At 44.6% G+C, this 26,441-nt stretch carries 22 protein-coding genes; 12 read left to right on the forward strand and 10 right to left on the reverse strand.

The window, feature by feature from the left end; translation table 11 throughout:
* Positions 1–2 precede the first annotated feature (2 nt).
* The 3 genes from ACQZ43_RS14705 to ACQZ43_RS14715 all read left to right on the forward strand — a co-directional run bounded on the left by ACQZ43_RS14705 (position 3) and on the right by ACQZ43_RS14715 (position 4,616).
* Positions 3–3,143 carry an efflux RND transporter permease subunit gene (locus tag ACQZ43_RS14705; protein WP_430613444.1) on the forward strand — a complete coding sequence of 1,047 codons (3,141 nt, stop codon included), beginning with the start codon at positions 3–5 and terminating at the stop codon, positions 3,141–3,143.
* A 76-nt stretch (positions 3,144–3,219) separates the two neighbouring features.
* On the forward strand, positions 3,220–4,473 hold the full coding sequence (locus tag ACQZ43_RS14710) for an efflux transporter outer membrane subunit (RefSeq protein WP_430613446.1): 1,254 nt from the start codon (positions 3,220–3,222) through the stop codon (positions 4,471–4,473).
* On the forward strand, positions 4,464–4,616 hold the full coding sequence (locus tag ACQZ43_RS14715; RefSeq protein ID WP_430613447.1) for a TolC family protein: 153 nt from the start codon (positions 4,464–4,466) through the stop codon (positions 4,614–4,616). Before ACQZ43_RS14710 ends, ACQZ43_RS14715 begins: the two co-directional genes overlap by 10 nt.
* 117 nt (positions 4,617–4,733) lie before the next feature.
* Here the strand turns inward: ACQZ43_RS14715 and ACQZ43_RS14720 are convergent, their stop codons facing one another.
* The 6 genes from ACQZ43_RS14720 to ACQZ43_RS14745 all read right to left on the reverse strand — a co-directional run bounded on the left by ACQZ43_RS14720 (position 4,734) and on the right by ACQZ43_RS14745 (position 9,579).
* Complete coding sequence (locus ACQZ43_RS14720) at positions 4,734–5,420, reverse strand: phosphoribosylaminoimidazolesuccinocarboxamide synthase (RefSeq protein WP_430613449.1); 687 nt, start codon at positions 5,418–5,420, stop codon at positions 4,734–4,736.
* Between the two features lie 245 nt (positions 5,421–5,665).
* Entirely contained in the window at positions 5,666–6,322 is a 657-nt protein-coding gene (locus ACQZ43_RS14725) for a DUF4328 domain-containing protein (protein WP_430613450.1), read from the reverse strand.
* A 274-nt stretch (positions 6,323–6,596) separates the two neighbouring features.
* Positions 6,597–7,064, reverse strand: coding sequence for a hypothetical protein (locus tag ACQZ43_RS14730; RefSeq protein ID WP_430613451.1), 468 nt, complete (start codon positions 7,062–7,064; stop codon positions 6,597–6,599).
* 51 nt (positions 7,065–7,115) lie between these two features.
* A complete protein-coding gene (locus tag ACQZ43_RS14735; RefSeq protein WP_430613452.1) occupies positions 7,116–7,592 on the reverse strand; it encodes a hypothetical protein in 477 nt (158 codons plus the stop codon).
* A 165-nt stretch (positions 7,593–7,757) separates the two neighbouring features.
* Positions 7,758–8,939 carry an acetyl-CoA C-acyltransferase gene (locus tag ACQZ43_RS14740; protein ID WP_430613453.1) on the reverse strand — a complete coding sequence of 394 codons (1,182 nt, stop codon included), beginning with the start codon at positions 8,937–8,939 and terminating at the stop codon, positions 7,758–7,760.
* A 46-nt stretch (positions 8,940–8,985) separates the two neighbouring features.
* Complete coding sequence (locus ACQZ43_RS14745; protein ID WP_430613454.1) at positions 8,986–9,579, reverse strand: TetR/AcrR family transcriptional regulator; 594 nt, start codon at positions 9,577–9,579, stop codon at positions 8,986–8,988.
* A gap of 173 nt (positions 9,580–9,752) precedes the next feature.
* Here ACQZ43_RS14745 and ACQZ43_RS14750 point away from each other — a divergent pair, with 173 nt between their 5' ends.
* Both ACQZ43_RS14750 and ACQZ43_RS14755 read left to right on the forward strand, forming a co-directional pair.
* Entirely contained in the window at positions 9,753–10,568 is an 816-nt protein-coding gene (locus ACQZ43_RS14750; RefSeq protein ID WP_430613455.1) for a 2,3,4,5-tetrahydropyridine-2,6-dicarboxylate N-succinyltransferase, read from the forward strand.
* 65 nt (positions 10,569–10,633) lie between these two features.
* Positions 10,634–12,499: an LTA synthase family protein gene (locus ACQZ43_RS14755; RefSeq protein ID WP_430613457.1), complete on the forward strand. Its 1,866-nt coding sequence runs from the start codon at positions 10,634–10,636 to the stop codon at positions 12,497–12,499.
* A 60-nt stretch (positions 12,500–12,559) separates the two neighbouring features.
* Here the strand turns inward: ACQZ43_RS14755 and ACQZ43_RS14760 are convergent, their stop codons facing one another.
* Entirely contained in the window at positions 12,560–13,249 is a 690-nt protein-coding gene (locus ACQZ43_RS14760; protein WP_430613458.1) for a hypothetical protein, read from the reverse strand.
* A gap of 62 nt (positions 13,250–13,311) precedes the next feature.
* Between ACQZ43_RS14760 and ACQZ43_RS14765 the strand changes: the two genes are divergently transcribed.
* Both ACQZ43_RS14765 and ACQZ43_RS14770 read left to right on the forward strand, forming a co-directional pair.
* A complete protein-coding gene (locus ACQZ43_RS14765; RefSeq protein WP_430613459.1) occupies positions 13,312–14,049 on the forward strand; it encodes a glycosyltransferase family 2 protein in 738 nt (245 codons plus the stop codon).
* A 379-nt stretch (positions 14,050–14,428) separates the two neighbouring features.
* The gene (locus ACQZ43_RS14770; RefSeq protein ID WP_430613461.1) at positions 14,429–15,166 is read left to right on the forward strand and encodes a glycosyltransferase family 2 protein; all 738 of its coding nucleotides are present in this window, start codon (positions 14,429–14,431) and stop codon (positions 15,164–15,166) included.
* Here the strand turns inward: ACQZ43_RS14770 and ACQZ43_RS14775 are convergent.
* Positions 15,158–15,862, reverse strand: a complete 705-nt coding sequence (locus ACQZ43_RS14775; protein WP_430613463.1) for a polysaccharide deacetylase family protein — start codon at positions 15,860–15,862, stop codon at positions 15,158–15,160. The genes ACQZ43_RS14770 and ACQZ43_RS14775 overlap by 9 nt on opposite strands.
* A 78-nt stretch (positions 15,863–15,940) precedes the next feature.
* Between ACQZ43_RS14775 and ACQZ43_RS14780 the strand changes: the two genes are divergently transcribed.
* From ACQZ43_RS14780 to ACQZ43_RS14800, 5 genes are all read left to right on the forward strand, one after another.
* Positions 15,941–16,669, forward strand: coding sequence for a hypothetical protein (locus ACQZ43_RS14780; RefSeq protein WP_430613464.1), 729 nt, complete (start codon positions 15,941–15,943; stop codon positions 16,667–16,669).
* Between the two features lie 49 nt (positions 16,670–16,718).
* The gene (locus ACQZ43_RS14785) at positions 16,719–18,236 is read left to right on the forward strand and encodes a hypothetical protein (protein ID WP_430613465.1); all 1,518 of its coding nucleotides are present in this window, start codon (positions 16,719–16,721) and stop codon (positions 18,234–18,236) included.
* Positions 18,237–18,301: 65 nt separating this feature from the next.
* Positions 18,302–21,970, forward strand: a complete 3,669-nt coding sequence (gene purL / locus ACQZ43_RS14790; RefSeq protein WP_430613466.1) for a phosphoribosylformylglycinamidine synthase — start codon at positions 18,302–18,304, stop codon at positions 21,968–21,970.
* A 135-nt stretch (positions 21,971–22,105) separates the two neighbouring features.
* Entirely contained in the window at positions 22,106–23,341 is a 1,236-nt protein-coding gene (locus tag ACQZ43_RS14795) for a DUF445 domain-containing protein (RefSeq protein ID WP_430613468.1), read from the forward strand.
* Between the two features lie 166 nt (positions 23,342–23,507).
* Entirely contained in the window at positions 23,508–24,140 is a 633-nt protein-coding gene (locus tag ACQZ43_RS14800) for a hypothetical protein (RefSeq protein WP_430613469.1), read from the forward strand.
* A gap of 87 nt (positions 24,141–24,227) precedes the next feature.
* Here ACQZ43_RS14800 and ACQZ43_RS14805 read toward each other — a convergent pair whose 3' ends face one another.
* On the reverse strand, positions 24,228–25,607 hold the full coding sequence (locus ACQZ43_RS14805) for a nucleoside permease (protein ID WP_430615697.1): 1,380 nt from the start codon (positions 25,605–25,607) through the stop codon (positions 24,228–24,230).
* Between the two features lie 131 nt (positions 25,608–25,738).
* Positions 25,739–26,431 carry a (d)CMP kinase gene (cmk, locus tag ACQZ43_RS14810; protein ID WP_430613470.1) on the reverse strand — a complete coding sequence of 231 codons (693 nt, stop codon included), beginning with the start codon at positions 26,429–26,431 and terminating at the stop codon, positions 25,739–25,741.
* Positions 26,432–26,441 lie beyond the last annotated feature (10 nt).

A 26,441-nucleotide genomic window follows, 5' to 3' on the forward strand; every position in this document is an offset into this window, starting at 1 on the left:
TCATGATAAAAAAATTTATAGAGAATCCGGTATTATCGACGGTCATATCGATCATCATCGTACTGTTGGGAACAATCAGCTTGCTCTCCCTTCCGATATCCCAGTATCCGGAAATCGCACCACCCACCGTGGTGGTGAACGCTTCCTATCAGGGAGCTAGTGCCGATGTGGTGATGAAGAGTGTCATTATCCCCTTGGAAGAGCAAATAAACGGCGTGGAAAACATGACGTATATGACCTCTACGGCTAGCAACAACGGCAGTGCATCGATTACGGTATACTTTAAACAGGGCACCGATGCGGATATGGCCGCTGTCAATGTACAAAATCGCGTGGCTCGAGCCACGAGTTTGCTTCCCGCAGAAGTTATTAAGTCGGGTATTTCCACGACCAAGCAGTTGAGCAGCACGGCTTTTTCTTTTTTACTGTTTAGTGAGGACGGCAAATACGATCAGAAATTCTTGGAGAATTACTTGAGAATTAACATCATGCCGCAGATCAAGCGTATAGAAGGGGTTGGAAACACCCAGATTTACGGCAATCAGGAATACTCGATGCGCATTTGGTTAAAGCCCGAAGTCATGGCTACACACGGCTTGATTCCGGAAGACATCATCGCGGCCCTACACGAGCAAAACATCGAGGCTGCGCCGGGTAAAATCGGAGAAAACGGTCGTCAATCGGTGCAATACGCCTTAAAATTCACGGGCCGATTGGAAAATCCCGAGCAGTTTGAAAACATCATTTTAAAAAGTGGTGTGGCCGGCGATTACCTGCGACTAAAAGAGGTTGCCGATGTCGAATTTGGCGCCTTGGACTACACCTCATCACTGATCACCCAAGGCAAGCTGTCGTCCGGTGGTGCTATCAGTCAAATTTCGGGCTCCAATGCCCGCGAACTCATCATTGCCTGTGAAAACGTCTTGCTGGAAGCGTCCAAGGACTTTCCTCCTGGGGTAAGCTACCACACTTTTTTAAATGCCAATGAGTTTTTGGATGCCTCGATTCAAAAAGTGATTTTTACAATTATCGAAGCCTTTTTGCTGGTTTTTATCGTGGTTTACATCTTTTTGCAAGACCTGCGGTCGACTTTAATTCCCGCTATAGCCGTACCCGTTGCCATTATAGGTACGTTTTTCTTCCTCAAGCTCTTTGGATTCACCATTAACTTGCTGACTCTATTCGCCTTGGTTTTGGCCATTGGAATTGTAGTCGATGACGCTATAGTCGTCGTGGAAGCAGTACACGCCAAACTGGATCAGGGTGCTCAATCGGCCAAGAAAGCTACTATCGAAGCGATGAGCGAAATCAGTAGCGCCATCATTTCCATTACCCTAATCATGGCAGCGGTGTTTATACCCGTTAGCTTTATTACGGGATCGGCTGGTGTCTTTTACAAACAGTTTGGACTGACCATAGCCGTGGCTATTTTGATTTCTGCCGTCAACGCCCTAACCCTTAGCCCGGCGCTTTGTGCGCTGTTACTCAAGCCGCATCAAGAAAGTCCTCAGCAGTCACAGGGCTTTTTACCCAAATTTTTTACGGGTTTTAACACGGCCTTCGACGTGGTTACTCACCGGTATTTGGGTGTGGTACAATTTATCATCAAGCGCAAGTGGATATCACTAGCCGCGATCGCCGCCTTTTCCCTGTTGTTTTACACCCTGCTCAAAACGACGCCTACGGGCTTTGTTCCCAATGAAGACAGCGGCGCTATTTACGGAAATGTGGTATTGCCTCCGGCTTCGACTTTGGAGCGCACCGAAAAAATTACACGAGAAGTCGATAGTATCGCGCGGAGTATGCCGGAAATAGAATTGGCTTCCACCCTGTCGGGCATGGACTTACTGCACGGTTATGGCGGTTCGTATGGCGCCTTGTTTATCCGCTTAAAACCGTGGAAGGAACGATCGGGCAAGGACCAAAGTGCCGCGGCTGTAGTACAAAAATTATTTCAGCAAACCGCGCATATCCAAGGAGCACAAATCATTTTCTTTGCCGCTCCTACCTTACAGGGATTTGGAAACAGCAATGGATTTGAAGTACAATTGCAAGACAAAACCGGCGGGAGTTACCAAGACTTCAACGAAAACATCGACCGCTTTATCACGGCACTCAATCAGCGTCCAGAGATCAATTATGCGAGCAGCTCGTTTAACATCGGTTTTCCCGAGTTGGAAGTCCGTGTTAACGTTGCCCAATGCAAGGCCGCAGCTGTTAGTGTGAGCACGGTATTGAATACCCTACAAGGGTATATGGGCGGTATTTATGCCTCCGACATCAACCGATTTGGAAAACAATATCGGGTAATGATGCAGTCGCATGCCGATTACCGAGCCACGGAAGCCGATATTCAAAAGATATATGTGCGTACTCAAAAGGGCGAAATGGCTCCGATATCGGAATTCATCAGCCTGCAAAAGACCAATGGACCGGAATTTATCAAGCGATTTAACCTGTTTACCTCGAGTACGATTACGGGCATTCCCAATGCGGGTTACAGTTCTGGTGATGCGATTAACGCCATAGAAGAGGTGGCTTCTCAAACCCTTGATCGCGGGTACAGCTATGAGTTTTCGGGATTATCGCGGGAGGAACGCTCCAGTGGCAGTCAGACCGTCATGATATTTTCCCTGTGTTTGGTGTTTGTGTATTTCTTGTTAAGCGCGCAATACAAGAGTTATATATTGCCCTTGTCGGTGTTGTTATCTCTGCCGATCGGATTGGCCGGTGCCTTTGTATTTGCCCGACTCTTTGGTTTGGACAACAACATTTTTCTGCAAATCAGTTTGATCATGCTGATCGGTTTACTCGCCAAAAACGCCATTTTAATCGTCGAGTTTGCCCTACACCAGCGCCATCAAGGAAGCAGCCTAATAGATTCGGCCCTATACGGTGCAAAAACGCGTTTGCGACCGATTTTAATGACCTCTTTTGCCTTTATCTTCGGGTTAATACCCCTGACCCTAGCCAGCGGTGTGGGCGCATTGAGCAATCGCTCCATAGGAACGGCTGCTGTAGGAGGTATGTTGATTGGAACGCTGTTTGGCGTATTTGTAATTCCCATATTATTCATAATCTTTCAGGGCTTACACGAGCGGATATCGGGGATAAAATCGCCGGATTCCAGCACGGAGCTCTAAAGAAAAAGCCCAATTTCAGCCATGGGTTGGGCTTTTTAATTCACTCAAACGATTTGATCGTATAAAATTTACACCGATGAAAAAATCAACATATAAATGGGGTTTACTCTTAGTGATGGCGGTTGGAACCTGGAGTTCCTGCCAGATTACACGTCCATATCAAAGTCCGGACAGCCCCTTAAAGGAACGCTTTCGCGCACCTAGCACCGCCAGCGATACGGCGAATTTAGCACAACTCCCTTGGACCGAAATTTTCGGCGACACCCTATTGCAAAAACTGATCCACCAGGGATTAAGTGCCAACCTCGACTTAAAGATAGCCGTCGAACGCCTGTCGGAATCTCAGGCCCAATTGCGGTGGCGCAAATCGGCTTTATATCCCTCGCTAACCACCGAAATCGGCGTTAAAGAATCGCGAATACCCCAGTCACAGCGCCTGGACAACCAAAGGCGACAAACGCAATACGATTGGGGCTTAAACAGCAGCTGGGAACTCGATATATGGGGCAAGCTCGGCAGTGCCAAACGCGCCGCCTTAGCGCAACTCCTGTCCACCGACGCGGCAAAAAGAGCGGTACAAACCCAATTAATCGCGGATATTGCCACGGCCTATTACGAGCTGCTGGCCTTGGACCAACAACTCGAGATTACGCGAAAAACCGCAGCAAACAGAGCCGAAGATGCCGCTGCCATAGCACTGCTCTTCGAAAACGCCCTACTCAACGGCGTAGCCGTAGTACAGAGTCAGGCAAATTACTATGAAGCCACACTGGAAATGCCCGACCTCGAACAACGAATCAAGGAAACCGAGCACCAACTGTGTTTTTTGCTGGCTCGAGCACCGGCTTCGATCGAACGCTCGACTTTGTCGCAACAAAAATCGACCTACGACTTGCGATCGGGTATACCCGCACAGCTACTCGCCCATCGTCCGGATGTGCAAGCGGCAGAATTGAATTTTAGAACGGCTTTTGAAGAGACCAATGTCGCGAGAGCTTCTTTTTACCCCGCCCTAACCTTAAATGCTTCGGGAGGCTTTTCAAAATTGGATTGGAAGCATTGGCTTTCCAGTTCGAGCTTATTGGGCTCGGTAGCGGGCGGACTCACCCAGCCGCTGTTTCAAAATGGCGCGAATAAGGCCCGTTTGTCCACCAACCTATCCCGACAACAGCAGGCGCTTTTTCAGTTTGAAAAAACCCTACTCTTAGCGAGTCAAGAAGTTTCCAACGCGCTTTTAACTACGATACGGCCAGGCAAAAGGAAGATTCCCGCCAAAAGCAATTGGAGGCGCTCAGCCAGGCGGTCAGCTTTAACAAGGAGTTGTTTTTAAACCATCAGCACGTCAATTATACCGATGTACTCACCGCGGAACAAAACCTCCTAAAAGCCGAAATGAAAAACATCCAAGATCAAAATCAAAAATTAGTCGCTCTCGTACAGTTGTATAGAGCACTGGGTGGCGGTTGGGAATAAAACCATACCCCAAATCCACCCGAGAGGTAAACAAAAAACCCGCAGTACAGCAGCAGGCTATATTGCGGGTTTTCCCTTTGGGATTCCGAGGAACCCCCACTAACTCCTTCTCGGGTATTAAGCGCCTAAAAAATCTTTCTCCAAATCCATCGGAGCCACGTAGTTGCCGTTTTTGTAAACGCGCATATTTCCACCTGAAATTTCATCGATCAACAACAAGTCGCCCGTTGCTTTATCAAGGCCAAATTCCAATTTGATATCGTATAACTCCAAATCCTTTTTCGCCAGTTCTGCCTTGATGACATCACAGATTTTTTTGGTCAATTCCTTGAGTTGCACATAGGCCGGTTTAGACAATATACCCAGCATATCCAAAGTATCGTCAGAGATGGTTGGATCGCCTCTTTCGTCGTCCTTAATCGTTATTTCTACCAAACCATCCAAGGTGTCGCCCTCTTGGCAATAGGCTGCATAACGCCTGTAAAAACTACCTACAGCGCGGTATCTGCAAATTACCTCCAAGCCCTTGCCAAATGGCACGGCCTCTTTGACCACCATACTCACCTCATCCAAATCTGCCGATATATAATGGGTAGCAATACCGAGTTCCGATAAACGTTCAAAGAAAAACTTGGTCATTTTAAGTCCGGATTTTCCCGCCCCATCAATGGTTAGTCCGACCGTATTTGCCCCAGGGTCAAATACACCGTCTTCTCCCGTAACGTCATCTTTAAACTTTAATAATACTTGATGCTGATCTAGGCTGTACACATCTTTGGTTTTGCCTTTGTAAATTAACTTCATAAGAAATAAGGATATAGGTCAATATAAAGTTCAAAAATACTGTAAATACCGCAAAGAAATGGGGCTTTTGAACGAAAAATATCAACTATTTTCCAGGGTAAATCGGCCAGTAGTGGTTGGTGTTCGCTTTATGAGGCAGCCGCAGTCGACAAAGCCCTTTTAAAAAGCGCAGCGCTATAGGTTTTTAGGCTGTTTTAGTCGTACCCACTTCGGCTCCCCTCCAAAAGGAATAACACCTGTCTCACTTAATTCACCGCAGCGAATTGCATTTTGGAAAGGATGATTTCCCGGGCGTTGTAGGTCTTAATAATTTTGATAAGCAGCAGGCCCGACACGATGGAAATGGCACTTTGTCCCATATAAAACAGACTTTCATGTGCCAACACATCGACCTCATCTACAGCGGGTACTACGCGGTTGAGAATTTGAATCATCGCATTGTCAATCAGCCACAGTATCCACCAAGTCGATAGATAAAAAACGGGAAAATGCTTTGGTTGAAGCGCCGCTTTATTCAGCAAGCGCGCACTAACCTCAAAGAGCTCTTTCATTATGGTAAAGGGACGAAACAGATTGACAATCGGAACAAACCAAGCCGCTACGGCCCAGCCCTCTTTAAAATACAAATATGAGGTACACTGATGCAGATTGAAATAGGCGCGGCGAAACCACATGATAAAGGTAACGGCCGACATAAAAAAGAATATCCCGTATATAATGGTCACCAACTTTACGCGTAAATCATTGTTTTCCAACTGCTCCGTCGTATACTCATCGCCTTGGGAAAAGTGGAGCAATAAATCGTATTGCAAATAATTGGACACCATAACCAGGAGCTCCATCGCAATAACGGCCCATATCATTATCATTGCCGCACGTGCGCGCTCTTCATTCGGTTTCATCCCCTTGCTGTTTTAGTTTAGTCTTTTTTGAGTTATTTCCAGCTTTGTGTACCAATTGCGACTGACAATCAGGACAGCCGTTCAAGAGCTGCGCTATTCCTTAAAAATTCGTTGCAAAAAGCCTGCGAAAGTAATTAATATTTCGCTTGTTTTCTGATGCCGTTCAAAATAATTGCGAAATGATTGTTCGCAAAAAAAACCCAGGGTTGTTATGCCACCATTTTAGGGCGTGCACCGATTTAAAATTTTTACCTGAATTCGGTAAAACAGCTCACTAAATACCGTTATTAACACGATATAATTCCAGTAGCTCGCCCAATTTTTGAGAACGAGGGGAATCCAGTATATACCAAGTGGAGTTGACCTTTATTTTGCCGCCGTCCTTCCAGATGAAAATTTGATTATGATTATTAAATTCCGACTTAATATTTAAGGTAAAATCAGGAGATCTCATTTTAACCATGATACCGCTATCATTCCATTTTGCATCGTAGACTGCTGCTTCAATCCATAACACGATATCGGTGTGGTGCTTATCAGCTATGGGAATAGTTTGAGAATCTGGAAAACTCAAATCAATAGTCAAAACAAATCTTTCGATATGTATCTTTTCGTTATTTTCCTTATTGATTAAAGTTCGCGCCGGCGATTTTGCAGTATCGACCACTTTACAGGAATAAAAAATTGTAGCGCAGAAAAAAAGGGTTAGACCGTAAAGAGTCAGACGGAAATAGTAGGGCATAGGATAACTGTTGGCTGTTTGGATTGGATTTCAGTGGGCGTTGATTTAAATTCAGTCTTGTATTAAGTCCAGTTTAAAAGCGGGATTGTATTCTAACAGATTGACATCTTTAAAAACAACTTTACCCGCTACCTCTTCGACATCGCCATATCCTTCAAGCAGGCTATTGCCCGATTTTTTAAAAACCACTTGACGGGTAGAGGTCGTGCCCTCCGAGCTAAAGACGTAATCTGCAATCAACAAATCGCCTACAAACTCTCCTTTAATCGTTCCGTCGTTTTTATCGCGACCGTTTAAGTGGTAGTTAAAAGTTCCGGTTACTGCATCGCCGTTGCGAACGAAACGCAAGGTAAATTCGTTTTTGTTTTGGCGGTGTAAATACACGGACTCCTGAGGCATTGCCGCTATAGAATCGGCGACTTTTATAAGCTCTTTGTCGCTTTCCACAACTTCCTTTTTACACGAAAACAATGTTAATGCAATGAGGGAAAGCCCTAAAGTTCTAAATATAGTGGTTGAGTAGATCATAAATACTTTTTGTTTTATACCTACAATAATCACTCCTTTTTTTTAAAAATCCCAAGCTTTTTTCAATTATTTTCACCGCGCTAATTTTTCGATTAAAAATCGTCTTATTCCGTTGATCGAAAGCGGAAGTAAAAGCAGTGATTTCAAAACAATACCACCGCTGTATTAACGTTGGAGGTTTTCGATAATAACCGCAGTAGAGCCACCACCGCCGTTGCAAATCGCTGCCAGTCCGTAACGCGCCTTTTGCTGTTTTAAAACATGAGTTAGGGTGACGAGTATTCGTGCCCCCGATGCGCCAATCGGATGTCCCAATGCCACAGCACCTCCGTGAATATTAACCCGAGCTAAATCCAAATTCAACAATTTTTCCAAGGATAAAACCACGGAGGCATAGGCTTCGTTAAGCTCGAAAAAATCGATGTCCTCTATTTTTAAATCCGCTTGTTGCAAGGCTTTTTTTATCGAAATAGCAGGAGCTGTGGTAAACCATTCAGGCTCTTGTGCACCATCTGCATAAGCTACAATTTTCGCTAGGGGTTTCCATTGTTTTGCGGCTACTAATTCCGCACTTGCCAGTATCAATACCGCAGCACCATCGTTGATATTGCTCGAATTGGCCGCAGTAAGCAATCCGTTTTCTTCAAAAGCCGGTTTTAATAACGGCATTTTTTCAGGCATCACCTTATAGATATCCTCATCGACCCGCATATCCATTTTTTCTTTGCCCTTCCAAATAGGGACCGAAATCAGTTCGTCTTCAAATCGGCGGTCTGCGGTAGCCTTTTGGGCCTTTTGATAAGACTGCAACGCATAATCGTCGAGTTGCGCTCTGGAGAAACCAAAATGACGCACGCCAATCTCTGCGGCATTCCCCATGTGGAAATCGTGGTAGGCATCCCATAAACCATCTTTGATCATCCCGTCCGTCAGCGACAAATGTCCCAATTTATTGCCGCCTCTGATTTGGGCATAATGCGGCACATTACTCATGCTTTCCATTCCTCCACTAACGACTAAGTGATCCAAGCCCAACTGTATTTGCTGCGCTCCGATCACGGCGGCTTTTAAACCCGATGCACAAACTTTGTTTACCGTTGTAGCCTCTACATCATACGGAATACCTGCTAATACCGCCGCTTGCCTTGCGGGTGATTGTCCCATTCCGGCACTTAGTCCGTTTCCCATATACACGCTAGACACCTCCTTCGGGTCGATATCCAAAGTGGCTAAACTTCCGCCAATGGCCAACGCACCCAACTGCGGTGCGCTATAAGCGGACAAATTTCCCAGCAAACCTCCAATAGGCGTTCTTTTTGCCGCAACTATAAATACTTCTTTTCTCATAACTTTCAATAATATACCAATCGGTATTTTTAAATGTAAAAAAAATTTACGCGCTTATTTCTTCTTTTATAATCTGCTGTATGCGGTCTACCGCTGTCGCGATATGCTTGGTATCGTCCGTAATTTTATTCAGCAAAACCCCACCTTGAATCAGCATGACAAAGGTATATGCGTAGTGTTGTGGATCTATCGATGCCTTAAACTCGCCCTTTTTTATTCCGTCTTCGATAATCGCGGCAATACTTTTGGCCCAAAGTCTAAAACTGCGCTGTACCACCCCCTTCATAAAGGGTAAGTTGTCGTCGGACTCCACCGCGGCATTCAGCAAAGGGCAGCCGCCGTTTAACGCAATATCCCTCCAATTGTCTCGGTGGAAATCAAACAGGGCAATTAGGTTTTGCAGGGCGGAATTCCCGGGTACTTGTGTGTTTTTTAGACCGTGAAACACAAGGTCTACGTTGAAGTCAAAAGCCGCCAAAGCCACCTGCTCTTTATTGGTAAAATTGCCGTATATACTGCCCTTTGTCAATCCGGTAATCGCAGTCATATCCGATATGGAAGTACCGGCATATCCCTGCACATTAAACAGCAAAGCCGTCTTCTCTACGATAAATCTCTTGGTTCTAGCCGCTTTGTCCATGGCGTTTATTTTTTCTTCAAAGATATAAAAAATACCGTTCGGTATGTTTTTAAATTTAAAATAAAGGATGTCGGAATATTTTTATAAACCACTGCTCGTATTTACGCGTTTAGATGCTGTAAAAAAAGGTTTCGTATGCGCCTATAATTCTTATCTTTGCGAAAACATAACAAATGGAAACCTTAAGAAATATCATAGAGAACGCTTGGAACGACAGAGCACTCCTTCAGGAAACGGCTACTCAGGACGCGATTAGAGAAGTGATCAATTTAGTAGACAGCGGCGTTTTGCGCGTTGCGGAACCCGTAGGTGCAGACTGGCAAATCAACGAGTGGGTTAAAAAGGCCGTAGTACTCTATTTTCCAATTCAAAAAATGGAAACCTGGGAGGCGGGTATATTTGAATATCACGACAAAATGCCCTTAAAAAGAGACTATGCTGCCAAGGGAATTCGCGTAGTACCCAATGCCGTTGCCAGACATGGTGCTTTTATCGCAGCAGGCGTTATTTTAATGCCTTCTTATGTGAATATCGGTGCTTATGTAGACGCGGGAACCATGGTAGATACTTGGGCAACCATAGGCAGTTGTGCTCAGATTGGCAAAAACGTTCACCTCAGTGGTGGTGTGGGCATCGGCGGTGTATTAGAACCGTTACAAGCCGCGCCCGTTATCGTCGAAGAGGGCGCCTTTATCGGTTCCAGATGTATCGTTGTTGAAGGGGTACGCATTGGTAAAGAAGCGGTTTTGGGCGCCAATGTGGTATTGACCGCATCGACCAAAATCATCGATGTAACCGGAGCACAGCCGATAGAAACCAAGGGATTTGTACCCGAACGCGCCGTGGTTATCCCCGGTTCGTATACCAAGAAATTCCCCGCTGGCGAATACCAGGTTCCCTGTGCTTTAATCATCGGAACACGCAAGGCTTCTACCGACTTAAAAACCTCTTTAAACGAGGCTTTAAGAGACTATAACGTCGCCGTATAACACCTAATTTTTTAAACAGCGCTCCTATATCGAGTGCTGTTTGTTTTAATATCGCAAAAAAAGTTATGAATTCAACTACGCTATCTAGTTTAAAGCTCTTTGCCAAGCGTTTATTGATCGTTGTACTCTTCTATCAACTCTGCCGCTTCGCCTTTTATATCTATAACTATTCGTTCTTTACCGATGCGCTGGACTACAAAGTAATCTTGGGCGGTCTTCACTTTGACTTGTCGGTTATCGGCTATGTCAATTTGCTGTTTGCCCTGTTGCATTTGATTCCGGGACAATTTCAACAAAACCCTATTTATCAAAAGTTTTTACTGTACAGTTTTTTTGTGGTAAACGCCTTGGTGTTATCCTTGAACTTCATCGATTTCGAATACTTTAAGTTTATCGGCAGACGCAGCTCTTTTGGTATGATTACCGCCAGCGGTATGGAAAACGAGATTTGGGGTTTGCTGCAATCGTTTGTAGTAGACTATTGGCAGATACCGCTATTGATGGGGGTATTCGCCGCATTGTTGGGGTTTGCGCTTAGTCGTATCCCCTATCGCAACGTCAACAGTCGCTTTAGTTGGGGTGGTGTCGGCATCTGTTTTTTGGCCGTTTCGGTGTTGTTTCTCTGTGGTCGTGGCGGTTTTCAGAAAAAGCCACTGCGCATCGTAGATGCTTCCAAATACAGCCAAATCGGCAATACTGCGCTGATACTCAACACGCCGTTTACCGTACTCAAGACCATAGGAAAGAAAGAAACCTTAGACGATGTTCACTTCTTTGACGAACAAGAAGCCAACCGCATCTACAATCCCATACAGGAGTTTCACTATGCGGAATCCAACAAGAAAAACGTGGTATTGTTAATCTTAGAAAGCTATGGCCGCGAAAACATTCAGCGCGGGCTAACGCCTTTTTTGGATTCGCTGATTCAAAAGAGCTATTTCTTTGAAAACGGCTTTGCCAACGGAAAGCTGTCGATAGATGCCGTACCGTCTACTATTTCCAGCATTCCCAGTCTGATGAACAACAGCTATATCTCGTCGAGTTATTCGGTAAACAAGGTGTATGCCCTACCGGAAATACTCAAAGACCACGGCTATCAGACCGCTTTTTTTCACGGTGCTTTTAACGGCAGTCAAAACTTTGACCAATACGCCAGCGTCGCTGGATTTGACCGTTATTACGGCAAGGATGAATACACTGGTCCGGAATCTTTTGACGGGAAATGGGGGGTTTTTGACGAGGATTTTTTACAGTTTTTTGCCCGAGAACTCGATCAATTTAAGGCGCCTTTTTTCGCTACGCTCTTCACCATTTCGTCACATGCGCCGTTTACCATTCCCGAAAAATACAAGAATAAATTTCCAAAGGGAACGACCCCCATACACGAATCCGTAGCCTATACCGACCACGCGTTAAAGCAGTTTTTCAAAACCGCCGCTACTATGCCGTGGTATAAGGAAACGATTTTTGTCATCACCTCCGATCACACCTCTTCCTTTGGAGAAGAACCCGAGTACAAAAACAATGTGGGTAAATTTAGGATTCCCATACTTTTCTTTGCCCCTGGCGATGAATCGCTGGTGGGCGTATCCGAGAAAAACTTTCAACAGATCGATATACTTCCGAGTTTGATGGACTATTTGCAATTGAATACCAAAATCATTACTTACGGCAAGTCTTATCGTTCCGACAAAGATTTTATCGTCAATTACCTCGACAACGTTTACAATTTTGAACAAGGCGATTTTTACTTGGCTTTTGACGGAAAAAAGAGCTTAGGACTCTTTAATTGGAAGAAGGATCCGCTTTTGAAAAACAACCTGATGAAGACCCATCCGGAGCAATTAAAGCAAATGGAAACCTTTATAAAAGCCTATATACAATCGTTTAATAAAAGGGTGCGCGAAAACCAGCTCACCCTACACAAATAAAACTAAAAAAGCCTTAGTCGTTTAAATCAAACACCAAGGCTTTTTTTTATGGTTATCTCTTTATAAATCGGTTGTCTTCGGGCTTAATGCGGTAGTGCGGTACGCAAAATTTCGAACGTCGAGCTTTTTTAAACCCTTTACATGATTTTGCAAATCCAGGGCGTTTTCACTTTCTAAATACCGCAAATCCGCTTTCCAGAACGAGGCATTTTTGATGTTTAGCACGGGCTTAGAAAGCGAAAGCAAGTTATACAAAGCCGCTTTCCATCCCCAATTATACAAGGGGTCGTTCCAGGTAGATATGCGGGTCTCTACCGTTTTAAGCCATTTGTTCTCAAATGCTTTACCGCTAAAGATCGCGTCTTGTGACAGGGAATCATAACTGCTTTGGGAAATAAAATCGATGCGCCCTTGCAGCCAAAAGCCCAGTTCCCGATATTGAAGATGCTTGGCTAGAAAATCTTGGCGAGGCACAGCAGTAGCGGAAGTAAATACGAGGTAATCGGTATGGACTGCAGCGATCAACGCTTTCATCGGCAATTCCAAAGGGGAACTAAGTAGTGTAATCGGGAAAAAAGCCAGTTTTCGGAACTTTTCCACCACTGCAGTAACCGCGCTTAGATGGAGCTCCGGAACCACCACGACAACTTCAAAATTGCGATAGGTCTGCGTACAACATCCCCACAATACTTTTTGAAGGCATTCGGCGGAATGGTATTGACAAATGATTAGCGAAACATTTCTTTGCATAGTAGAGCAAATATAATCTATTTTGAGTAAATTTGTTTTGATTTCTGATCTAATCATACGGCATGAAGCTAACTGTCATCATACTTACCTACAACGAACAACCCTATCTAAAAGATGCAGTTCGCTCCGTATCCTTTGCAGATGAAATCATTGTAATGGATTCTTACAGCACGGATGGCACTGTAGCCTTAGCCGAATTGCTGCAATGCCGTGTTATTCAGCGGAAATTTGATAATTTCTCCAATCAGCGCAATCACGCCATCCCCTTTGCTACAGGAGACTGGATACTCTTTCTCGATGCCGATGAACGCGTACCCATCCCCTTGCGACAAGAAATTATAACGCATATAAACAGCGGTACACACCAGACGTATAGATTGCGAAATCCCCATTTTTTTCTGCATCACTTTTTATACCACAAAGCGGATAAAATTATACGGCTGGCAAAAAATGAGCAGTTATACTTTACGGGCGATGTACACGAAAAACTCCAGATTCCCCGAGGGAGCATAGGAACGCTAGACAACTACCTCATTCATTACACCTATAAAGGAATTTTTCACTTTCTAAACAAAAAGGAATCCTATGCTTGGTTTCAGGCTGGTGAACTCTTTAAAAAGAAAAAGAAAATCACCTATTTTCACTTGGCTTTTAAGCCGTTCTATCGCTTCTTTTCGACCTTTATCCTCAAGCGGGGATTTATGGACGGAGTTCCCGGTTTCGCAGGGTCGGCCATCGATGCCTACGGTGTATTTGCCCGCTATGCCAAGTTGATGTTGCTGGAACGTCAATTGAGGTAAATACCCGATTGCACTCCTTTTAAACAGACCAACGACTGACTGTCTGAACATTGCGGCCGACAAACCTTCCTTTTTCAAAAAAAAGCCCCTTTTTTTACAATTAAAAAAACTCATTTATTTAACAAAACTATTTTTTATCTCTAAATCGCTCACTAAAAAGTCGGTTGCTTTGCCAAAATTTTTAACAGTATAATTTCATTAAAAAAAACTTTTTTTTATAATTACTTCAACAATAAATCACTTTTAGTTTCGAAATAATATAATTATTAGTAATTTTGCAATTAATTATTACCTCTTCCGCTACACCCAGACTGCTTCAATAAAAAAAACAGTTGATTATAAAGGAGGTACGACTACAAAAAAGCACTTTAGAGATTTTATGAAATTAAGCGTGATTATACCGACCTATAACGAGTATCCGTATTTGGAAGACGCCGTGCATTCGGTAAGCTTTGCAGACGAGATTATCGTTATTGATTCCCATAGCAGTGACGGAACCGAAACCTTAGCCGCTTCTTTGGGTTGTGTGGTCGTACAACGCAAATTCGACAATTTTTCGGCTCAAAAAAACCACGCCATTCAATTCGCTACAGGCGACTGGATTCTCTTTCTTGACGCCGATGAGCGTATCACCGTGCAACTGCACGCAGAAATACTTCACAAAATCAACAGTCTCCCCCATCAGGGATACAAATTGCGCTTTCCTCATTTTTTCCTCAATCGCTTTTTGTATCACAAAGCCGATCGGGTGACGCGACTAGTGAGAAACAAAGGGGTGTACTTTACGGGAGACGTACATGAAAAACTCCATATTCCCCAGGGTACGGTGGGCATCATGGATAATTTTGTCTTGCATTACACCTATAAGGGCATCTTTCACTTTTTGAGCAAAAAGGAGTCTTATGCTTGGTTTCAGGCCGGTGAATTGTTTAAGAGAAAAAAGAAAGTGACCTATTACCACTTGGCCTTTAAACCGTTTTACCGCTTTTTCTCTACCTATATACTCAAGCGCGGTTTTATGGATGGAATACCGGGTTTTGCCGGTGCGGCCACCGACGCCTATGGCGTGTTTGCGCGCTATGCGAAAGTCCTGCTGTTGGAGCGCGATTTAAAATAGTTTACCGAAGCGCAATTTCAGTTTAAACAGTCGCAGCGAATCCTGTCCTTTGACGTCTAATCGCTTGATTTCAAAGGGTTCTTTAAACGGAAAAGCATTGACTTTATTCCCTATTCTCAATCCCATTTTCATACCGTTTTGTCTTAAAACATCAAAAAAAGCCGAGCGTTGGGGTTCCTTTTTGGGAAAATTGCCGTAGGGATAGGCCACTGCGGGATAAACCGTTAAACCCGCCGATTGAATCAGCTGATGACAGCGATCAAAATCCGCGTGAATCTCCTCCTCGGTCAGGGCTGCATAATGGCGGTGCTCATACGAATGGAATCCCAATTCAATACAGCGCGGCAATGCCTTGAGCTGATCGATATCCATCACCGCTGCCGTGCCTCCGGTCCATGAGGCTGTTTTTCCCAAATACATAAAAGGGACAAAAAACGTCGCCTTCATCTTGTATTTTTCCAACAGCGGTACGGCATAGATCAATTGATCAACCGTAACATCGTCAAAGGTCAATACCACGCTTTTTACCGCTAAATCGCGGCGGTTTTCCAAATCTCCTAGATGATAGGTCTCGTAGCCTTTTTGCTTTAAATACGCCAATTGAGCCTCGAGTTTCTCGACCGAAATCGTCAAATCAAACGAGTCTTCATCGGCTTGAGTCACGTTGTGATACATCAATATGGGTAACTTATTCATCGCGCAAATTCTAAGGGTTAATTCCAACAAAATTATTACATTTGTGTCAATTCCAATCACGTCTTACAAATATTTTTGATGTCCAAGATAACCGTCATTATAACCCGCCATGCCACGGACAAAGAGTCTGATTTGTTTTTGAGCAGTCTGTCCTTTGCCGATGAAGTCATCCTCGTAGATAGCAGCGATGGAGAAAACAGCGAAGACCATCCCCTACCACCGGCAGACTGGGTATTGCGTTGCACGGTCGATCAGGAAATCGCCACCAAAGACAAGGCCGTACAACAGGCGTCCAATGAGTGGATCGTGTTTTTAAACTTCAATGAGGTGGTCACCCCTAAACTGCATCAAGAAATAAAAAACATATTGACGGATTCCAGAGGGTTTACCGAATTTTATACCCGAAAAAAGGGGCTGTATTTTATGGGTAAAATAGTGCGTTTTGGCGGCTATACCGCCCGAAAGAGCTTATTGGTAAAGCGGCATCCCCGTTTTACCACTACAGACGTAGCCATAGCCTTTTTAAAAAACACCACCTTGGATTACAGCTATACGACTTTTGACCACTACAACCAAAAGCTCGATCAACACAGCCTGCGACTTTCCGAATCGCTGCGCAGCCGCAACATCCGCCCGAATTTCTTTCACTTTAGCCTGCGCCCGGCCAACGAGTTTGCGTACCGCTATTTTGTACAAATGGGTTTTCTCGATGGCAAAGAAGGATTTATACTCGCGTACCTACAAGCTTTTGCCACCTATAAGATGTATCTGTTTTTGTGGATGAAACAGCGTAAAATCGATTTTTAAATCGGAGTTTATTACAAACTTTTGCCTATTTTTACAAAAAAAGAAGTATATGCGCATCTATTCTCTGTCTTTTCTTTCCCTGTTGTTGGTCGTTTTGGTTTCCTGTCGAAAAGACTTCGACTTTGAGCCCCAACAAGGCAAACTGAGTTTTTCAAAAGACACCGTATACCTCGACACGGTATTCACCAATATAGGCTCGAGTACCTATACCCTAAAAGTGTATAATCGGTCGAACAAAAACATCAAAATCCCCAGTGTCCGATTGGGCCAAGGCGAAAAGTCCAACTACCGCCTCATGGTTGATGGTCGGGCAGGAAAGGTTTTTCAAAACGTCGAATTACTCGCCAAGGACAGTTTGTTTATCTTTATAGAAACCACCATCGACTACAACCAATACCAGAACAACCTAACGGAATTCCTCTACACGGACCGCATCGATTTCGGCAACGGCAGCGATGCTCAAAAGGTGGAATTGGTTACTTTGGTACAAGATGCCCATTTTCTATACCCACAGCGCAATGCACAGGGCGTTGCGGAAACCATTCCCTTTGACGACGAAGAAATATACGGTTTTTACCTGTCGGAACGAGACCACAACCAAAAAAACACCTTACACTGGACCAGCGACAAGCCCTATGTGATTTACGGCTATGCCGCCGTACCGGCCGAAAAAACCCTGCGTATCGATCCCGGAGCGCGCATCCATTTTCACGACAATTCCGGATTGTTGGTCGCCAACAAAGCCAAGGTAGCATCTATGGGAACCCCGGAGCGCCCCATCGTTATTCAGGGCGATCGATTGGAACCGGACTTCGCGAATATTCCAGGGCAATGGGGCGCGATATGGCTTACTGTGGGCAGCACGGGAACCTTTGAAAACACCGTGATCAAAAACCCGACAGTCGGCCTGTTGGTCAACAAAAACAGCGAAACCGTTCGCCTGCACAACGTGCAAATTTACAACGCTACTCAAAACGGAATTTTGGGACGAGCTGCTAAGATATACGGTTCCAATGTCGTGGTCGGCAATGCCGGTATCGCATCGTTTTCCGGTTCTTTTGGCGGCGAATACGAATTTATACATTCGAGCTTTGTCAACTACTGGAGCAAACCCAATCACACGGCTGTCATGCTGGACGACTACGACGGCAGTGCGGAATTTCAATTAAAAAAAGCCGTATTCGAAAACTGTATCTTGTACAGCAGTTCCTCGGAGAGTTTGATTATACGCACAGCAGCAGCGCCAGAAAACGTGCATTTTCAATTTAAAAACAGTTTGATCAAATACTTTGCCTTTGGCGGCGGCAATCAGGCGGCTTTTCCATTCGATTTTAACAACCCGCTTTATTACAACGCTATTTTGCTCAGTACCCAAACCGATCAATTCCGTCCGTATTTCTTAAATCCACAAAAAAACGAATTGATGATTACCGATGAATCGGTGCAAATCATCGGAAAGGGCAACTTGGAAACGGCACAAAAAGTACCTTTAGACCTGTTGGGAAAAGTGCGAACCTCCCAGCCAGATGTCGGTGCCTATCAATATGTAGCATCGCCTAAAGAATAATTTTTTAATTGTCTTTTTTTAAATTATTTTTGCAACTTACAACAACAACTAATACCTACAAAAAAATGATTCATTTCTTCGAAAACCCTTCGAAAAAATTCTTTGCCGTACAGGTACAAAACGAATTGACATCCGAGGATATTACCAAGCTCAATTGGCTATTTGGGCAAGCTCATGTTTTAAAAGAAACTACACTTATCGCTGAGTTTGTTGGTCCTCGTGCCACCATGATTACCCCTTGGAGCACCAATGCCGTTGAAATTACTCAAAATATGGGTATCCAAGGAATTCTAAGAATTGAAGAATTTTATAAGGCCGAAGACTTAAAGAGCTTCGACCCGATGTTGTCTCAATCGTATTCCGCATTAAATCAAACGATTTTTTCGATCGATTTACAGCCCGAAGGCATTTTGGAAATCGACGATATCGCTGCCTATAACCGACAAGAAGGTTTGGCCTTAAACGATGAAGAAGTGGTTTATCTGGAAAACTTAGCCAAAAAAATCGATCGTAAATTAACCGATTCCGAAGTTTTTGGATTTTCTCAAGCCAATTCCGAGCACTGCCGTCACAAGATCTTCAACGGAACCTTTGTGATAGACGGAGAGGAAAAACCGACTTCCCTATTTAAACTCATTCGCAAAACCTCCGAAACCCATCCCAACGAGATCGTTTCGGCATATAAAGATAATGTGGCTTTTGTAAAAGGCCCAAGAGTAACGCAATTTGCTCCAAAGTCGGCCGATAAACCCGATTTTTACCAAGAAAAGGATTTCGATTCTGTGATTTCATTAAAGGCAGAAACCCATAACTTTCCGACTACGGTGGAGCCGTTTAACGGAGCAGCAACGGGTTCAGGCGGAGAGATTCGCGACCGTTTAGCCGGAGGACAAGGATCGCTTCCCTTAGCGGGAACAGCGGTTTATATGACTGCTTATTCTCGATTGACGGCAGACCGCCCATGGGAAGAAGGCATGGCCGAACGTCCGTGGCTGTATCAAACGCCGATCGACATCTTGATCAAGGCCTCTAATGGAGCTTCTGATTTCGGTAACAAATTTGGACAACCCCTGATTACCGGTTCTATTTTAACCTTCGAACACGAAGAGGAATCGCGCAAGCTGGGTTACGACAAAGTAATTATGCAGGCCGGAGGAATTGGATATGGAAAACTCGACCAAGCGCAAAAACAACAACCCCAAGAGGGCGATAAAATCGTTATACTCGGTGGTGAAAACTACCGTATTGGTATGGGTGGTGCTGCGGTATCCTCTGCAGACACGGGTGCTTTTGGATCGGGTATTGAACTCAATGCCATACAGCGCTCCAATCCAGAGATGCAAAAACGCGCGGCCAATGCAGTGCGTGCTATGGTAGAAAGCGATGTCAATCCGATTGTCTCTATACACGATCACGGTGCTGGCGGACACTTAAACTGTTTGTCGGAATTGGTCGAAGACACCGGAGGTTTGATCGATTTAGACAAGCTACCCGTTGGCGACCCTACCCTATCTGCGAAGGAGATTATCGGCAACGAATCCCAAGAGCGCATGGGTCTGGTAATCGCCCCCAAAGACCTCGCCATACTCGAACGTGTAGCCGAACGCGAACGCGCACCCATGTATGAGGTAGGTGAAGTAACCAGCAACCACCGCTTTACTTTTGAATCCAAAAAAACACAGGCAAAACCGATGGATTTTGCCTTAGAAGATATGTTTGGCAGCTCTCCTAAAACCATTATGGAAGACCAAACCATCACCAGAATATACGAAGACTTGGCCTATAGCACCGACCGTGTGGCCCAGTATTTAAACGATTTGTTGCAATTAGAAGCCGTAGCCTGTAAAGACTGGTTAACCAATAAGGTAGACCGCTGTGTAGGAGGCCGTGTAGCCAAACAACAATGCGTAGGTCCTTTGCAATTGCCGTTGAACAACTTGGGGGCTATGGCACTGGACTACAAAGGAAAAGAGGGTATTGCCACTACAATTGGCCACGCTCCGATCGTCGCTTTAATCGACCCAAAAGCGGGAAGTAAAAATGCCATTGGAGAAGCCTTATCCAACTTGGTATGGGCCCCTTTAAAAGACGGTTTAGCCAGTGTTTCCCTATCTGCTAACTGGATGTGGGCCTGTAATAATCCAGGCGAAGATGCTCGTTTATACAGCGCAGTTGAAGCCTGTTCAGCATTTGCTATCGATTTGGGAATTAACATCCCTACCGGAAAAGATTCGCTTTCGATGAAACAAAAATACCCGAATGATCAAGTGATTGCTCCGGGTACAGTTATCATCTCAGCGGCGGGAAACTGTGACAATATCACCAAAATTGTAGAACCGGTATTAAAGAAAAAAGCGGGTTCTATCTATTATATCAACTTATCTCAGGACCGCTTTAAATTGGGTGGATCGTCTTTTGCACAAATCCTAAACAAGATCGGTACAGAAGCGCCCACTATCCAAGATAGCGCTTATTTTAAAAAGGCCTTTAATGCCGTTCAAGATTTGATTCGCAACGGTCATATAGCAGCAGGACACGATATCGGAAGTGGTGGTTTAATCACGACGCTGTTAGAAATGTGTTTTGCCGATGTGAATTTAGGGGCTCAATACGACCTAAGCACATTAGGAGAACCCGACGCGGTCAAAGCGCTTTTCAACGAAAACATCGCTTTGGTTGTCCAAGCCACAGCCGACTCGGCTTTTGAAAAAGCCATTGAAGCACTTGGCGTGGAAGCGCTAAAAATTGGTACGGTACAAGAAGGCAATAGCGTGAGCTTTAAAAACAATGCCGAACATTGGGATTTCAGCGTGAGCGATTTAAGGGATACCTGGTTTAAAACCTCGTTTTTATTAGATCAAAAACAATCGCAAAACGGCATGGCGCAACAGCGTTTTGACAATTATAAAAACCTGCCGTTGCAATTTGAATTTCCGACACAGTTTCACGGTAAAAAACCGCTTATCGATCAGAGTAAACCCAGACCTAAGGCCGCTATTATTCGCGAAAAGGGTAGTAACTCGGAACGAGAGATGGCCAACGCCATGTTCCTAGCTGGTTTTGACGTTAAAGACGTACACATGACCGATTTAATTTCGGGCAGAGAAAACCTCGAAGACATTCAATTTATCGGTGCTGTAGGCGGTTTTTCCAATTCGGATGTATTGGGATCGGCCAAAGGTTGGGCCGGAGCCTTTTTATACAACGAAAAAGCCAATACCGCACTCAAGAACTTCTTTAAGAGAAACGACACCCTATCCGTAGGTATCTGCAACGGCTGTCAGTTGTTTATGGAGTTGGAATTGATCAATCCCGAACACGAAGTTCACGGTAAATTACTCCACAACAACTCACAAAAACACGAGAGCAACTTTACGTCTGTAAAAATTCAGGAAAACAATTCGATCATGCTTTCCTCTTTAGCAGGCAGCACTTTGGGAGTTTGGATTTCTCATGGAGAGGGTAAATTCAACTTGCCCGAAGCGGAAAACCGCTACGAAATTGTAGCCAAATACGCCTATGATCAATATCCAGCCAATCCCAACGGATCGGATTACAACACCGCCATGATGTGCGATGCTAGCGGACGTCACCTCGTTATGATGCCGCATATCGAACGCTCGTTGTTTCAATGGCATTGGGCACATTATCCAGAAGGACGCCAAGACGAGGTTTCTCCATGGATGGAAGCTTTTACCAATGCCAAAAATTGGATCGACCTTCAATCTAAATAAATTTACTTTTTATATCGATAAAGCGCCTAGATAACTAGGCGCTTTTTTTATTCATAGATTCGCAGATTCGTCGAATACTTAATTCACCAATTCGCAAATTAAAAGTATCTTTATAAGAACAAAAGCATCTCTTCTATGGCTGATAAGATCAAGCAACTCCGAAAACACAAACGCATAGCAACCGGATTATTTATCGGTATGGCCATACTTTACTTGGTGATGGTGTTCGCCATTCAAAGCGCTCCGCAGAACTGGATGAACTATGTAAAAGCCTTTTCAGAAGCCGCTATGGTGGGGGCCTTAGCCGATTGGTTTGCCGTTACAGCCCTGTTTCGCTATCCGATGGGCATTAAAATTCCGCATACCAATTTAATCGAAAACAGCAAAAATGCCATAGGCGATAACTTGGGGAGTTTTGTGACCGACAACTTCCTAACCGCGGAGAACATCCGTCCGTATATCGAAAAAATCGATTTGGCCCTATTTGCAGCCAGCTGGCTGGACCAACCTAAAAACCAACAAAACCTAGAGTTGGAAATCAACCATATACTGCGCAAAGTACTGTTGAACATCGAAGATGCAGCCCTGTTGGATTTCCTGGCGACCAAAGCACAAGAGGGCATCCGCGACCTACCGCTCCAAAACTGGGTTTCCCAGGGATTGATTTACGCCATCGACAACGACGAGCACAACCGATTGATCGACCTCATTTTGCCCCAGGCCAAGAAATACGTCGAACAAAACCGCGAAGAAATCTATCAAAAAGTCACCGATAAAAAGCCGATACTCGGACTTATAGGAGGTAAGGCCGTAACCAATCAACTCATCAGCGGTATCGTTTCTTTCTTCGACGAAATACTCGACAATCCCCAACACAAAATTCGCCTGGAACTCACCTCAAAACTCTTAGAGCTCACAGCGGAAATCAACAGCTCCGAAAGTTGGAAGCACAAGTTTGACGAGCTGCTCGAACAGTTCGTCACCCCAGAAAAGATCCACAGCTATCTCGGCGACTTGCTCGAGACCTTAAAAAAGGAGCTGCTCGATCAATTAAACAATCCAAAATCGGCGGTATCCCTATACATCCACTCCCATATCCAACAGCTGTCTAGTCAGCTTAAAAACGACGAAAACACCAAGCCCAAAATCAACACTTGGGTACAGCACAGCGTGTACAAAATGATTTTAAACAACACCGCAGAAGTCGGTCATCTGATCAGCAAAACCGTCGGTAATTGGGACGGCAGGGAACTCAGCGAAAAACTGGAGTTGGAAGTGGGTAAGGACTTGCAGTTTATCCGAATAAACGGAACCCTAGTCGGCGGTTTAGTCGGCTTAATCATCTATGTGGTCACCCATTGGATAACCTAAGGACAACCTAACCGACGCTCTTTTTTCGGGCGTCCAGATCGGGTAAAAGGCGATTTCTCTTCACCAGGTCGCCATATTTGTGGTATACCTTGAAAAACAGTCAATTAAATCTTAAAAAACGAAGATTGGCGTTGTTTTTGATTTTAACTAGTAAAATAGTTATATCATGTACTACAAAAGCTTTTTAACAGCAATTGTGCTAACGATATTTATAGCCTCTTGCCAACAAAAGACTCATACAGCAAGCACTTATAAAATTGACAAGAGCCTGACGGCTGCCGCAACCCCACTGGAAAAGGATTTACACGCCAAATTGCACAATCCCACTTCATACGTTTACCAAGCGCAAGACGGTCGCTTGTATCACGTCTATTACCAAACCGACCCTCAAGACCAAAGGGTGTTGATCGAAACGCCCCAAGCGTGGTTTAGCCTGCCCCAGCGAGAAACTTGGGCCAAGGGCGCCGTATACGAAGCCGAGGCGATACGTTGGGAAGTCCAAGGCGACCAAGCACAGTTTAAAACCGAAGACCAAACCCTGCTGTTGCAACAGCGCAGTCCCTTGGTCAAAAATTACGCAAACGACGACCAACAGATCAAGATCACCACTACTTTGGAAAACCGCCAGCAATACGTTTTGTTGGAGCGCAAAGACGCGGACAACCTCAAGCTAGCTTTGGAGTCCAAAACCCCGTACAAAAGCACTTATAGCAACGACTCGGCCATTTGGATCGAGAAAGACTACAAGGCCCTATTGATCATCAACGGAGTACAAAACTGTTTTGAACTCAAGGACTGAGTTTCCTTAGCACCCATAAAAAAATCCCCTGAGGTTTTTGCCTTAGGGGATTTTGCCATTCGAGTCGCAAAAGCGGCCTGTATGTTTTTAGTGTTTGACTTCGGGAATCACCTCCCCTACCACGTGTTTGTGTTTGAACAACAAGGCGAAGAACACGGCAATAATCAATGAATACACCGCAAAAGACAACCAGATAGACTGCCAGTCGCGCAACATCAAATCCCGGCTAAAAATACCCTGAGCCGACACGGCGATGTTGTTGTTGGTTACCAACCCCAGTAAACTGGCGTTGTCCGGATCCGTTTCCAAATAAGTCGATAACGAGTTGATATCGTTAAACGACAGCGTAAAGAACTTGTCGATCATCCATCCGGAAGTGACACTGCCCAATATCGCTCCAAAACCGTTGGTCATCATCATAAATAAACCCTGGGCGGAAGATCGCATTTTGGAATCCGTCGAAGTCTCTACGAATAGCGAACCCGAGATATTAAAGAAGTCAAAAGCCATTCCGTATACCACGCACGACATAATAATCATCCAAAGTCCGTTTACCGGATCGCCAAAGGCAAAAAGCGCAAAGCGCAACACCCAGGCAAACATGGAAATCAGCATGACCTTTTTAATCCCAAAGCGCTTTAAGAAAAAGGGAATAGCCAGGATAAACAAGGTTTCCGAGATCTGAGAAATCGACATGACTATGGTGGAGTGTTTTACCACAAAGGAATCGGCATACTTGGGAAATTTTTCAAACTCGCTTAAAAACACATCGCCATAGGCGTTGGTCAATTGCAAGGCCCCTCCCAAAAACATGGAGAAGACGAAGAAAACCGTAATTTTGTAATTGGCAAACAATTTAAAAGCGTCTAAGCCCATCAATTTAAAGAAGGAGGCATTAGTGTCCACATCTTTTTTAGGCGGGCATTTAGGCATGGTAAAACCGTAAATACCCAACAGCAAGGCACCGATACCCGCTATGTAAAACTGGTATTCCGTAGCCTTATTGCCCGTTAGATTGGTCACCCACATCGCAGCGATAAAACCGATGGTTCCCCATACGCGTATGGGAGGAAAATCTTTGACCACATCTAAATTACTCGATTTGAGTACGGAATACGAAATGGAGTTGTTTAAGGAAATCGTCGGCATATAAAAACACATCGCCAGCAACATCACATCAAAGAACAAAGCCGGACTGTCGATCTGCGGCAAGTAAAACAAGGTGGCCGCATACAACAAATGCAAAATACCGTATAATTTTTCGGCGTTTACCCATCTGTCGGCGATGATACCCGACAGGGTTGGCATAAATACCGAAGCGATACCCATGGTGCCAAAAATAAGCCCGAACTGCGTACCGTCCCAGTTTTTAGTTCCAAACCAATAATTGGCTATGGTAATCAACCATGCTCCCCATACAAAAAACTGCATAAAGTTCATGATTGTTAATTTTATCTTTGAAGACATCATATCAGGGCTATAAAGTTTAGTGCGCGCACGTTTATCGGCGCAAACAGGGTAAAAGATTTGTTAGTTTGACTGCGGCAAAAGTACCATTTTCTCGGTTTGTCACAAAACAATTCCTCTTTTTGTTCCAATTATTGTCGGTTTAAAACTTCGTACGCCAAGGCGGTAATTTGTAGAAACTGCGTTTCACGATCCACGCTGGAATTGTCAAATTCAATGGCATCTGCCGCTTTGACCAAGGGAGAATCTTTACGAGTGGTATCGATGCGATCGCGTTCGACCACATTTTGAAACACTTCGTCGTAGGTAACAGCCTGACCTTTAGCAACGAGCTCGTCGAAGCGGCGTTTGGCGCGAATTTCCGGTGAAGCGGTCATAAATATTTTGAGTTCGGCATCGGGAAACACCACGGTACCGATATCCCGGCCGTCCATTACCACGCCTTTGCTGCGTCCAAATCCCTGCTGCTGTTCGACCAGTTTTTTGCGCACTTCTGACAACTGCGCTATTTGACTAACCAAACGAGACACCTCTAGGGTTCGAATCGCCTCTTCGACATTCTTTTGATTGAGGTGAATTTCGGCAAAGCCGCGAAGGCCATTGTACTGAAATTCCAAATGGATTTGATCCAAGGCATTAACGAGGCCTTGTTCATCGAAATAATCGGCCGTAATCAGTCCCTTTTGCATGGCAAAAAAGGTAACTGCTCGATACATGGCTCCGGTGTCGATATAAACATATCCCAATTCTTTAGCCAACTGCTTGGCCAAAGTACTTTTCCCTGTTGATGAGTATCCATCAATTGCAATGGTGATTTTTTTCAAAAAAATAGAA

Origin of the sequence: Flavobacterium sp. JP2137 (assembly GCF_050562195.1) — a bacterium.
In the GTDB taxonomy this organism is placed as follows: domain Bacteria; phylum Bacteroidota; class Bacteroidia; order Flavobacteriales; family Flavobacteriaceae; genus Flavobacterium.